The organism is Leclercia adecarboxylata (assembly GCF_006874705.1).
GTDB classification, from domain to species: Bacteria; Pseudomonadota; Gammaproteobacteria; order Enterobacterales; family Enterobacteriaceae; genus Enterobacter; species Enterobacter adecarboxylatus_C.
Map to the genome: position 1 here is coordinate 588,786 of NZ_CP035382.1, position 11,627 is coordinate 600,412.

Genomic DNA, 11,627 nt, shown 5'->3' on the forward strand with positions numbered 1-11,627 from the left:
CTTCATCATTTACACTCAAAGTGTTTCTTTTTTCGGCATTGCCATAACAGGAGAGACGCATGACCCGAACCTTTAGCGTGATCCCGCCCTATATTCTTCGTCGTATTATTGAGAGTGGCTCTGAGCCGCAGCAGCGTTGCGCCCGCCAGACGCTGACGCATGTACAAACGCTGATGGCACATATGCCAGGTAAACCCGCTGCGCCGCACGTTAATAAAGCCGGGCAGCTGGAGCGTGATATTTATGATGCAAAACAGACCCAGGAACTGCCGGGCACCCAGGTGCGTTATGAGGGACAGGCGTCAAACAGGGATATTGCTGTTGATGAAGCCTATGATTATTTAGGTATCACCCATGATTTTTTCTGGAAAAATTATCATCGCGACTCGCTGGATAATAAAGGGCTGATACTGACGGGCACCGTTCATTATGGGCGGGAATATCAGAACGCTTTCTGGAATGGTCAGCAGATGGTATTTGGCGATGGTGATGGCGAGATATTTAACCGCTTCACTATTGCCATCGACGTTGTGGCACATGAACTTAGCCATGGGGTGACCGAAACCGAAGCCGGGCTTATCTACTTTGAACAATCGGGTGCGCTGAATGAGTCTTTATCTGACGTTTTCGGCTCGCTGGTGAAACAGTATCACCTGAAGCAAACGGCCGATAAAGCCGACTGGCTGATTGGTGAAGGGCTGCTGGCTAAGGGGATTAATGGCAAAGGGCTGCGATCGATGTCAGAACCCGGAACCGCCTATGACGATCCCCTGCTCGGCAAAGATCCGCAGCCCGGGCATATGAAAGACTTTATCAAAACGCGCGAAGATAACGGCGGCGTGCATCTTAATTCGGGTATTCCTAATCGCGCGTTTTATCTTGCCGCGACGGCCATTGGTGGCCATGCCTGGGAGAAAGCCGGTTATGCCTGGTATGACACGGTTTGCGATCGACAGCTGGCGCAAGATGCAGATTTTGACGCCTTTGCGAAACTGACGGTGGCGCACGGTGAAAAGCGATCGGGTGGCGACGTCGCAGCAGCCATTGAGCAAGCCTGGAAACAGGTGGGAGTGTTGTAAATGCAGGTTCCGGAACTGACGGATGACGCGGTGGTCGAGCTGGCGCGTGAAGGCGGCGTGGCCTATATTCCCCATCTCAGCGGATTGCGGCGAATTGCGCTCTCGACGCTTAACAGCGCCCAGCGCCAGCGCGTGGTAAATATACTGGAGCAGGCTATTCCGCGGGGAGAGCCGCCCGGCCAGCGCTCGTCACCCGGCGGCGGCGACCAGCGCTATTTTCGCATCCAGATAATCTGGACCCGGCACAATCAGGCGCAATACACCGACATCATTGTGCTGGTTCCCGAGCAGGAAGCGCCAGAGTCGTTGGTCGAGCTCTGGCAAAAAGGCGAAGGCTGCGTATGCGATTAAGCGTCAGTCCTGACGAACTCCACGCGCTTCTTCGAGATCAGACCGTGGCCGTTCTGGCAGAAATAGTCCACCGCACCGCAGGCTTTTAACACCTGAAGTGGCTGATGGCATTCCGGGCAGCGCGCTTCCAGGGCGATATCTTTGTGGCAATTCTCGCAGTGCGCCACACCGTTTTGCGGTTCAATCTCCGCATGGCAATCCGGGCAGGTAATCGACATGATGACTCCTTCAAAGGACATTCAGTTCTGCCCTGATATTAACACGATGCGTTTAGTGGGGGCCACGTAGCTGTTGCTGTAACGTCAGCAGGATCTCCACCTCTTCCAGCCTGCGCTGCGTCGTGCGGCTCACCTCGTCCGGATCGCGTGTAAACAGGCTTTGCTCCCCCAGAATATGCTCCGCCAGACAGCGTTCGTAGATCGTGCCGCCAAAACGCCAGGACTGAATTTTATCGCCATCGATCAGGTCAAGCACATCCTCTGCCCCACGCCGGTCGTGGCTGATGACGCGACCGTCCCGCAGATGCAGCCGCAGCCCTTTTTGCCCCCCGGACGGCCCGGCATATTTGTTGAGCCAGATATTCACCGGCACACCGCCGATCTGCCCCTGAAGATGCGCCTCGCCTTCCGCCGTGGTCAGATCGCCTTTGGCGATATCGCGCCCCAGACGGTCTTTAGCCGTTACAACCTGCAAGGCAATATCGCCATTGCCTCCCAGGTAGCGCACCGTTTCGCGCATCATCGCCAGCACGTGCGTGCCGATATCCAGGATCACCCCGTCAGGATGACGCAGCGTTCGGGTATCGGGTTCCCCGGTGGCAAAGTTGAGCGCGATGGGCTCCCCCGCCGCGTTAAACCCGCTCGGCTCCTGTAAAAAGCCCTCAATGCGGACGATATCCGAAAAGGCCTCGAACAACCCCAGCGACACCAGGTTAATGCGTGCCATCCAGTGATCGAGCGCCAGCACCCGGGCGGCCGCCTCCGGTTTCGCCAGCAGCGTTTTCAGCCTGGCGATTTGGGCAAGGGTGGCGACAATCGGCTTTTCAACCACAATGCGCGGGATGGAGGACGCCAGCGCCAGCTCAAGCACCTCAAGGTGCTGCAGCGATGCGGTGGTGATAAACAGCGTATCGAGGGGTTGGGCGAGGAGATCGGCAAGCGTTGAGCAGCGGGTGATTCCATCCAGTGTTCTTGTCGCCTGGATATCAAAGCCCAGACAGCGGAGAGAAGCGCCGAAGGTGTTTTGTAGTGCGGGTAAGTAGGCGGTTTCAACCACCGCGCCAAGTCCAACAAACCCAATCTGCATATATCACCTCTGTTTTGGCAAGGCCGGAGCGTAACGCACGCTCCGGCCAGCTCAGGCTGATATCAGGCGTTGGTTACCGGTTTCGGCTCGTTTTTCGTCTGCGTATTTTCCAGCATACGACGCACCGGAACAATGAGCACCGTCAGAACGGCGGCACAAATCAGCAGCGCGATGGAGCAGCGTGCGAAGAGATCCGGCAGCATATCCAGCTGATCGGCCTTCACATGACCGCCAATCAGACCCGCCGCCAGGTTGCCGAGGGCACTGGCGCAGAACCACAGGCCCATCATCTGGCCGCGCATTCTTTCCGGGGCCAGCAGCGTCATGGTCGCCAGACCAATCGGGCTCAGGCACAGTTCGCCGAGGGTCAGCATCAGGATACTGCCCACCAGCCAGAACGGCGACACGCCCGCCCCGCCGTTACTCAGGACATTCTGCGCCGCCAGCATCATCAGGCCAAAGCCCCCTGCCGCACACAGAATGCCGATCACGAACTTGGTGATGCTGCTCGGGCGAATGTTGTTGCTCGCCAGCTTCGGCCAGGCCCAGCTAAAGACCGGTGCCAGCAGGATAATAAACAGGGCGTTAATTGACTGGAACCATACCGCCGGGATTTCAAAATCACCGATCATGCGGTTGGTGTAATCGTTGGCAAACAGGTTGAACGAGGTTGGCTTTTGTTCAAATGCAGACCAGAAGAAGGCCGCAGACACCAGCAGGATAAAGCAGACCAGCAGTCTGGCGCGCTCTTTGCGGTTCAGGCCGGCAAACATAAACAGCCAGATGAAGTAGAGCGCCACCGAGGCGGCAATCACGTATACCAGCACGCTGGCCACCGCGACCGGGTTAATGACAATCACGCCCTGCGCGATCAGGGTAACGATAATGGCGATACCCGCCGCCAGCGTCAGTAACCAGCCGCCGACGCCGTTTTTCTTCGCGACCGGGCTGTTCCAGGTTGAATCCAGCCCCACTTCGCTGTCATAGCGCTTCATCGACGGCACGGCAAACAGGCGGAAGATGACCAGCGCCACCAGCATCCCGATACCGCCGATACCAAAGCCCCAGTGCCAGCCGTGGGATTTAATCAGCCAGCCGGAGATCAGCGGCGCGATAAAGGACCCCATGTTGATGCCCATATAGAACAGCGAGAAGCCGCCGTCGCGACGTGCATCGCCTTTCTTATACAGCGTGCCCACCATCACCGAGATACAGGTTTTGAACAGGCCCGAGCCCAGGACGATAAACATCAGACCGATAAAGAACAGGTTGTTACCCATCACCGCCGACAGCGCAATTGACAGGTGGCCCAGTGCAATCAGAATCGAACCGTACCAGACCGCTTTCTGCTGGCCGAGCCAGTTATCCGCCAGCCAGCCACCAGGCAGCGCCGCCAGATACATAGTTCCGGCGAAGATACCAACAATAGCGGAGGCATTTTCACGCGCCAGCCCCATGCCGCCGTCATACACCGTGGCCGCCATAAACAGGATCAGGAGTGGACGAATACCGTAAAACGAGAAGCGCTCCCACATCTCCGTGAAGAACAGCGCGCCGAGTGGATAAGGATGGCCGAAGAAAGTTCGGCTTTCGTTTTTATTAACAGAGGATTGCATAATTCTCCCGAGATGATGTGTTGTCTTACTTGTAAACACCGGAAGCCCGCCGCCCGGTTAGCAATCGGGCGGCTTTTTTACATCCAGCGAAATGTTATTTAACCATTTGATAACCTGAGGCAACTTTTGTCCAGCCCCCACCCCACCACCAAAAGATGAAAGTTCGACAATCGTCTTATTTCTTAGATTTTATGTTGGATAAACATGAATAGTGATTGACATCACATCAATAATTATTCGTTCCTTTCAGGCATAAAAAAACCCGCGACAGGCGCGGGTTTTTCGGCAGAGCAGCAAGGATTATTTGCTTTTCTTGATGTGTTTAATCAAACGCTTACGCTTACGCATCTGGTTTGGCGTCAGGGTGTTACGTTTGTTGGCAAACGGGTTATCCCCTTCCTTGAACTGGATACGGATCGGCGTACCCATCACTTCCAGCGATTTACGGAAGTAGTTCATCAGGTAGCGTTTGTAAGAATCCGGCAGATCCTTCACCTGGTTACCGTGGATAACCACGATAGGCGGGTTGTAACCGCCGGCGTGGGCATATTTCAGCTTCACGCGACGACCGCGCACCAGCGGTGGCTGATGGTCTTCTGCCGCCATGGTCATGATACGGGTCAGCATTGCGGTACCGACACGACGCGTTGAGCAGTCGTAGGCTTCACGCACGGATTCGAACAGGTTGCCGACGCCGCTGCCGTGCAGGGCAGAGATAAAGTGGACGCGGGCAAAGTCGATGAAGCCCAGACGGAAGTCCAGCATCTCTTTGACCTGCTCACGCACTTCGTTGCTCAGGCCGTCCCACTTGTTGACGACGATAACCAGCGAGCGACCGCTGTTAAGGATAAAGCCGAGCAGGGAGAGATCCTGATCGGAGATGCCTTCGCGGGCATCAATAACCAGCATCACCACGTTGGCGTCTTCAATCGCCTGCAGGGTTTTGATGACCGAGAATTTCTCGACCACATCAGTGATTTTCCCGCGCTTACGCACGCCCGCGGTGTCGATCAGAACGTATTCACGCTCGTCACGCTCCATCGGGATGTAGATGCTGTCGCGGGTGGTGCCCGGCATGTCATACACCACCACGCGGTCTTCACCGAGGATGCGGTTAGTAAGCGTTGACTTACCGACGTTCGGACGACCGACAATGGCCAGCTTGATCGGCAGATCCTGCGGGTTAAAGTCGTCTTCCGGCTCCTCTTCACCCTCTTCGCCTTCTTCAAACTGCGCCCAGTACTCGGCGTCTTCGTCGACCTCTTCCGGCGGGTTGATCTCGTCAACGTACGGCAGCAGCGCGGTTTCCAGCAGGCTGGTCACGCCACGACCGTGAGAGGCGGCGATCGGGTAGATATCGCCCAGACCTAATGACCAGAAATCGGCCATCGCCTGATCGGGATCGATACCGTCCGTTTTGTTCGCCACCAGGAAGGTGGATTTTTCACGTGAGCGCAGGTGCTTAGCGATGGCAACGTCGGCAGGCATCAGGCCCGCGCGCGCATCAACCATAAACAGCACGATGTCCGCTTCTTCAATCGCCAGCAGAGATTGTTCCGCCATGCGAGTTTCAACGCCGTCTTCTGTCCCGTCGATACCACCGGTATCGATACAGATAAACTCACGACCTTCCACTTCTGCACGACCGTACTTACGGTCACGCGTGAGCCCCGGGAAATCCGCAACCAGCGCATCACGGGTGCGTGTTAAACGGTTAAAAAGAGTGGATTTTCCAACGTTCGGGCGCCCGACAAGCGCGACCACAGGTACCATGTTTAAAGCCTCATAAAATTCGATATCACGTCGCGTTTGCGGCGTTTTTTAAAAAATCAAAACGGCCCCTGAAGCAACAGGAGCCGTTGAGTATACTACAACCGCGGTGATTAACGCGTGATCGCGTACAGCGTACCGTCTTTTGCCTGGATCAGCAGTTTGCCGTCAGCCACCACCGGCTCGGTCAGAAAACCGGAACCGTCGACTTTCTCCTGGGCGACAAAACGACCGTTGCTCGGGTCAATCCAGTGCATATAGCCTTCGCTATCACCTACCACCAGGCTGCCGTTATACAGCGCCGGTGCGGTCAGCAGACGGTGCAGCAGATCGCTCTGCGTCCACAGCGTCACGCCACCCTCGGTGCTCAGCGCCAGCAGGCGATCGTTCTGATCGACCAGGTAGATGCGGTTGCCGTCCACCACGAAATCATTCACGGAGCCCAGCTCGCGTTTCCACATCACCTGGCCGCTACGCAGATCCATCGCAGTCAGGTTGCCGTTATAGGCCAGAGCGTAAACCACGCCATTGACGATGACCGGCGTGGTGTCCACATCGCTCAGGCGGTCGATTTCGGTCGGACCGGTTGCCTGAGAGATACGCTGCTGCCAAATCATCTGGCCCTGCTGCATCAATACGGCACTAACGCGACCATTATCACCGCCGACAATAGCCGCGCCAAAGGCAGTGGCTGGCGCAGATTCACCGCGCAGGGAGAGCGCCGGCATATCGAGGTTAACCGTCCACTTCACCGCACCGTCAGCTTCATTCAGCGCCTGCAGCTGACCGTTGGCGGTATGCACCAGCACCATGCCGTCGCTGACCACCGGACGGGAGAGCGCTTCGCCCGCGACACGGGTCTGCCATGCGATGGAGCCGTCGCTGGCGTTAAGGGCGTAGACCTGGGCCTTCTCGCTGCCGATATAGACATGACCACCGGCAACCGTCACACCGCCTGACAGCAGAGCCGGCGTGCGTGACAGCCAGCCGCTTTTTTCTGCCAGATTAATCGACCACACCTCTTTGCCATCATCGGCGTTTACGGCTTTGACGATGCCTTTGCGGTCAGCCGCATAGACAACGCCGTCCGCAGAAGCCGGATGCAGGTTGGAGTAGAAGTCGCCAATACCGTCACCGACGGAAGTGCTCCATGCGGTAGACGGCGCAAACTGGTTTTCAACCGTTGGCAGTGGAGACATGGTGACAACATCTTCTTCGCCGCTGAACAGTGAACAGCCGCTCAATAACGTAACGGAAAGCAGTCCTGGCAGAAGTAATTTACGCAATTGCATCGGGTCCCTCTCAGACGGACAAATTATTTATTTTCATCTGCATCATTTCGCTCAGCGCTGGCGAGGCGTTGCTTTTCACGCCCGCTTCCCATGCGCTGCGCGCGCCTTGTTTGTCACCTTTACTCAGCAGTGCTTCACCACGCAGGTCAGCAACAATCGAGGCAAAACCTTCACCCTTAACAGAGTCGAGGGTTTTCAGCGCTTCGTCTGTTTTCTTCTGCTGCACCTGAATACGGGCAAGACGCAGATTGATGAGCGCTTTCAGGTTATCGTTGCCTGCGGCTGCCAGACCCTGCTGCAGCTGAGCTGCCGCTTTGTCCAGCTCGCCTTTATCAACGAACTGCTGAGCCACTTCCAATGACGCCAGCGCGCCATAGGTATTTTTATTGTCGGCGGCAAATTTCTCTGCTGCCGCCAGGGTTTCCGGCCGATCGGCCTGAATGGCGCTCACGGTATTTTCATACTGTAAGGAGGAGCCACGCGCGGAATCGACCTGATGATTGTTCCAGTAACGCCAGCCCACCAGGGCACCAACACCTAAAATGACCCCAACAGCCAGCGCTTTGCCGTTTTCAGCAAAGAAGCGTTTAATCGCATCAACCTGGTCGTTTTCGTTCTCGTACATTTCCACGCAGTCCTTCTCCTTAGCCCAGTAGAGTGCGCAAGTGCGCCGCAACGCCGTCCTGCGTTACCGTTGTTTGCTCACCAGAGCGCAGATCCTTCACCACCACTTCGCCGTTAGCCACTTCTGACTCGCCAAGTACCAGTGCAATACGCGCGCCCCACTTATCGGCACGGGCGAACTGTTTCTTAAAGTTGCCGCCGCCGTGGTTGGTCATCAGCTTAGCCGCTGGCAGCGCATCGCGCACGCGTTCGGCAAGCTGCATTGCCGCAGACTGCGTTTCCGCGCCTGAGGCCACCAGGTATATATCGACAACAGGATCGGCTTTAAATTCCGGATTAACTGCCTGAACTAACAAAACAAGTCGCTCAAGACCCATGGCGAAGCCTACTGCCGGTGCAGGACGACCACCTAACTGCTCCACCAGACCGTCGTAACGACCGCCCGCACAGACCGTTCCCTGTGAACCGAGGCTGGTGGTAACCCACTCAAACACGGTACGGTTGTAGTAGTCCAGACCGCGTACCAGGCGCTGGTTAACGGTGTAAGCAATACCGGCAGCTTCCAGCAGTTTGCACAGACCGGCAAAGTGTTCGCGGGAATCTTCGTCCAGATAATCGCCCAGGGCAGGCGCGTCGTTCAGCAGGGCCTGCACGTCCGGGTTTTTGGAATCCAGCACGCGCAGCGGGTTGCTGTACATACGACGCTTGCAGTCTTCGTCCAGCTTCTCTTTATGCTGCTCGAGGAAGGCCACCAGCGCATCGCGGTAGTTTGCACGCGCTTCAAGAGAACCGATGGAGTTCAGCTCCAGGGAGACGTGATCGGCAATACCCAGCGCGCGCCACCAGCGGGCGGTGAGCATAATCAGCTCCGCATCGATATCCGGGCCCTGCAGACCAAAGGCTTCGACACCCAGCTGGTTAAACTGACGGTAGCGACCTTTCTGAGGACGTTCGTGACGGAACATTGGGCCGATATACCACAGGCGCTGCTCCTGATTGTACAGGAGACCATGCTCGATGCCGGCGCGTACACATCCCGCCGTACCTTCCGGACGTAAGGTCAGGCTGTCGCCGTTACGATCCTCAAAGGTGTACATCTCTTTTTCAACCACATCGGTGACTTCACCGATAGCGCGTTTGAATAACGGGGTCTGCTCTACAATCGGCAAACGGATTTCACTGTAACCGTAGCTGCCGAGCACCTGCTTGAGGGTGCCTTCAATGCGCTGCCAGATGGCGGTCTCGGCAGGCAGATAATCGTTCATGCCGCGAATGGCTTGAATGTTCTTTGCCACGTTTGTTCTCTTTCTATAGACAAAAATGAACCCTGGGGTTCATAACCGAAGGGTTCAATCATACACAGGAAGCGAACCGCTTCCCATCTCGTTATTTTTCTACCTGTAGCACGCTAATGCGCTGCGCTTCATCCAGCATGGTGGCTTTGGCGCGGATGCGGGCTTCAAGCTGATCGATCATGTCGTTATTATCCAGACGATCTTTGCGGACGCCATCTTCATAGAGACCACTTTTCTTGTTACCACCCGTAACGCCCAACGTCGACACCAGCGCCTCACCCGGACCGTTCACCACACAACCGATAATCGAAACGTCCATCGGGGTGATGATATCTTCCAGACGCTGCTCGAGCGCATTCACCGTACCGATGACGTCGAACTCCTGACGCGAACAGGTCGGACAGGCGATAAAGTTGATGCCGCGGGAACGAATACGCAGTGACTTCAGGATATCGAAACCGACTTTGATCTCTTCCACCGGATCGGCGGCCAGCGAGACACGCAGAGTGTCGCCAATGCCTTCGTTCAGCAGCAGACCAAGGCCAATCGCTGATTTTACCGCACCGCTGCGCGCGCCGCCGGCTTCGGTGATCCCGAGGTGCAGCGGCTGATCGATCTGCTTCGCCAGCAGACGATAGGATTCAACGGCGAGGAAAACGTCCGAGGCTTTCACGCTGACTTTGAACTGATCGAAGTTCAGACGATCGAGATGGTCCACATGACGCATGGCCGATTCGAGCAGCGCCTGCGGGGTCGGTTCACCGTATTTTTCCTGCAGATCTTTTTCCAGCGAACCGGCATTCACGCCGATACGGATGGGGATGTTTTTGTCGCGGGCGCAATCAACGACCGCGCGGATGCGCTCTTCGCTACCGATGTTGCCAGGGTTGATACGCAGGCAATCGACGCCGTATTCCGCTACTTTCAGCGCGATACGGTAATCGAAGTGAATATCGGCAACCAGCGGAACGGAGACCTGCTGTTTGATGAGTTTAAACGCTTCTGCCGCATCCATTGTCGGCACGGAAACGCGGACAATGTCTGCGCCCACACGTTCTAACGCTTTGATCTGATTGACCGTTGCCGCCACATCGGTGGTACGGGTGTTGGTCATCGACTGAACGGCGATGGGAGCACCATCGCCAATTGGCACATTCCCGACGTAAATACGTTTCGATTTTCTACGTGGAATAGGAGCCTGGTTATGCATGGAAAATCTCCCGCGTTGCCTGTCTGTTACTTACTGTGCTGCTGATTGTTCGGCATTGAGGGTCAGACGCGCAACCTGGTTAGTTCTGATAAAACGGCTCAGATCGACAGGTTTACCCTGGAACTGGATCTGGACCGCTGCCGGAGCACCAATCTTGAGCTTATAGGGCGCCTGGCCTGCCAGATTTAACGTGCCGTCCTTACGCTGCAGTCCGCTGAACAGCTTTTTGCCGGTCGCGTCGGTCACTTCCAGCCAGCAGTCGGCGCTGAAGTTCATCACCAGCGCGTTTGGGTCGGCCGGTGCCGCCGCGACGCCAGCCGGATCGGATGGCAGGGGCTGAACCGCGTTATCCGCGGTGGCTGCCAGGGCAGTCTCGACGTTCGCCTGGGAAGGCGAAACGACGGCACTGTCAGCCGGAGCCTGGGCTGTTTGATTAGCCACTGGCGCAGTTGCCTGCGCCGTTGCCACATCCGTGGTGCCAGCAGCAGGGGCCTGCGGTTCGCTGGCGTTTGCTGAGGCGTCGGTATTCAGTGGGATGCTCTGAGCGCCCTCGCCCGCTGAGTTATTCAGCTCGGCGGAGGACTGATCGGCCATGGTGGTGATCTCTTCCTGCTGCGCTTTGTGGTTCTGCCACCACCAGGCGCCCGTCAGGCCGATAACCACAAACAAGACCAGCCAGGTAAAGCTCATCAGCCAGCCATCACGTTTTTTACGACGTTTGCCCAGCGAAAAACTCTGCATCGGCGCGACTTTCGCCGCTCTGACCGGTGCCTGTTTTTCCATCATCGGCAGCAGTTCGTCTTCAGGGATATGCACCAGTTTCGCATAGGAGCGGATATAACCACGCAGAAACGTTGAAGCAAGATCGGCAGGTGCCTTATCTTCTTCAATATCGCGGACCGTGGAAACCTTCAGACATAAGCGTTCCGCAACGGTTTGCTGGCTTAGTCCGAGTTGTTCACGGGCGTTGCGAAGACGAACGCCAGTGGAAAGTGCTGCATTTTGGTCGTGAGTGGCTTCAGTATTCATTCGCTACAACTACTGGTACGTGAAAATTGAGGATCCTGGCGCCGGTGTCACAATGC

General features: G+C 56.4%; 11 protein-coding genes. 2 read left to right on the top strand and 9 right to left on the bottom strand.

The genetic code is table 11. From position 1 onward, the window contains the following. Nucleotides 1–59 precede the first annotated feature (59 nt). Nucleotides 60–1,079 carry a M4 family metallopeptidase gene (locus tag ES815_RS03790; protein WP_142486687.1) on the top strand — a complete coding sequence of 340 codons (1,020 nt, stop codon included), beginning with the start codon at nucleotides 60–62 and terminating at the stop codon, nucleotides 1,077–1,079. Continuing rightward, on the top strand, nucleotides 1,080–1,430 hold the full coding sequence (locus tag ES815_RS03795; protein WP_142486688.1) for a protealysin inhibitor emfourin: 351 nt from the start codon (nucleotides 1,080–1,082) through the stop codon (nucleotides 1,428–1,430). It abuts the gene before it with no gap. Here the strand turns inward: ES815_RS03795 and ES815_RS03800 are convergent. From ES815_RS03800 to rodZ, 9 genes are all read right to left on the bottom strand, one after another. Continuing rightward, entirely contained in the window at nucleotides 1,427–1,648 is a 222-nt protein-coding gene (locus ES815_RS03800; RefSeq protein WP_142486689.1) for a zinc ribbon domain-containing protein, read from the bottom strand. The genes ES815_RS03795 and ES815_RS03800 overlap by 4 nt on opposite strands. Before the next feature lie 52 nt (nucleotides 1,649–1,700). Next, nucleotides 1,701–2,735 (bottom strand): Gfo/Idh/MocA family oxidoreductase, encoded by a 1,035-nt coding sequence (locus tag ES815_RS03805; RefSeq protein ID WP_142486690.1) that lies wholly within the window; start codon nucleotides 2,733–2,735, stop codon nucleotides 1,701–1,703. Nucleotides 2,736–2,797: 62 nt separating this feature from the next. Then, entirely contained in the window at nucleotides 2,798–4,351 is a 1,554-nt protein-coding gene (locus tag ES815_RS03810; protein WP_142486691.1) for a peptide MFS transporter, read from the bottom strand. 300 nt (nucleotides 4,352–4,651) lie between these two features. Then, nucleotides 4,652–6,124, bottom strand: coding sequence for a ribosome biogenesis GTPase Der (gene der / locus ES815_RS03815; RefSeq protein WP_142486692.1), 1,473 nt, complete (start codon nucleotides 6,122–6,124; stop codon nucleotides 4,652–4,654). 110 nt (nucleotides 6,125–6,234) lie between these two features. Next, nucleotides 6,235–7,413, bottom strand: coding sequence for an outer membrane protein assembly factor BamB (bamB, locus tag ES815_RS03820; protein WP_142486693.1), 1,179 nt, complete (start codon nucleotides 7,411–7,413; stop codon nucleotides 6,235–6,237). A gap of 10 nt (nucleotides 7,414–7,423) precedes the next feature. Continuing rightward, a complete protein-coding gene (locus tag ES815_RS03825) occupies nucleotides 7,424–8,044 on the bottom strand; it encodes a YfgM family protein (protein ID WP_142486694.1) in 621 nt (206 codons plus the stop codon). 13 nt (nucleotides 8,045–8,057) lie between these two features. Then, nucleotides 8,058–9,332 carry a histidine--tRNA ligase gene (gene hisS / locus ES815_RS03830; protein WP_142486695.1) on the bottom strand — a complete coding sequence of 425 codons (1,275 nt, stop codon included), beginning with the start codon at nucleotides 9,330–9,332 and terminating at the stop codon, nucleotides 8,058–8,060. A gap of 91 nt (nucleotides 9,333–9,423) precedes the next feature. Next, nucleotides 9,424–10,542 carry a flavodoxin-dependent (E)-4-hydroxy-3-methylbut-2-enyl-diphosphate synthase gene (gene ispG / locus ES815_RS03835; protein WP_106994607.1) on the bottom strand — a complete coding sequence of 373 codons (1,119 nt, stop codon included), beginning with the start codon at nucleotides 10,540–10,542 and terminating at the stop codon, nucleotides 9,424–9,426. 30 nt (nucleotides 10,543–10,572) lie between these two features. After that, nucleotides 10,573–11,571, bottom strand: coding sequence for a cytoskeleton protein RodZ (gene rodZ, locus ES815_RS03840; protein ID WP_142486696.1), 999 nt, complete (start codon nucleotides 11,569–11,571; stop codon nucleotides 10,573–10,575). Between the last annotated feature and the right edge of the window lie 56 nt (nucleotides 11,572–11,627).

Coding starts and splice junctions, on each gene's coding strand:
- ES815_RS03790 (WP_142486687.1), top strand. CDS start 60: ATGACCCGAACCTTTAGCGTGATCCCGCCCTATATTCTTCGTCGTATT.
- ES815_RS03795 (WP_142486688.1), top strand. CDS start 1,080: ATGCAGGTTCCGGAACTGACGGATGACGCGGTGGTCGAGCTGGCGCGT.
- ES815_RS03800 (WP_142486689.1), bottom strand. CDS start 1,648: ATGTCGATTACCTGCCCGGATTGCCATGCGGAGATTGAACCGCAAAAC.
- ES815_RS03805 (WP_142486690.1), bottom strand. CDS start 2,735: ATGCAGATTGGGTTTGTTGGACTTGGCGCGGTGGTTGAAACCGCCTAC.
- ES815_RS03810 (WP_142486691.1), bottom strand. CDS start 4,351: ATGCAATCCTCTGTTAATAAAAACGAAAGCCGAACTTTCTTCGGCCAT.
- der (WP_142486692.1), bottom strand. CDS start 6,124: ATGGTACCTGTGGTCGCGCTTGTCGGGCGCCCGAACGTTGGAAAATCC.
- bamB (WP_142486693.1), bottom strand. CDS start 7,413: ATGCAATTGCGTAAATTACTTCTGCCAGGACTGCTTTCCGTTACGTTA.
- ispG (WP_106994607.1), bottom strand. CDS start 10,542: ATGCATAACCAGGCTCCTATTCCACGTAGAAAATCGAAACGTATTTAC.
- rodZ (WP_142486696.1), bottom strand. CDS start 11,571: ATGAATACTGAAGCCACTCACGACCAAAATGCAGCACTTTCCACTGGC.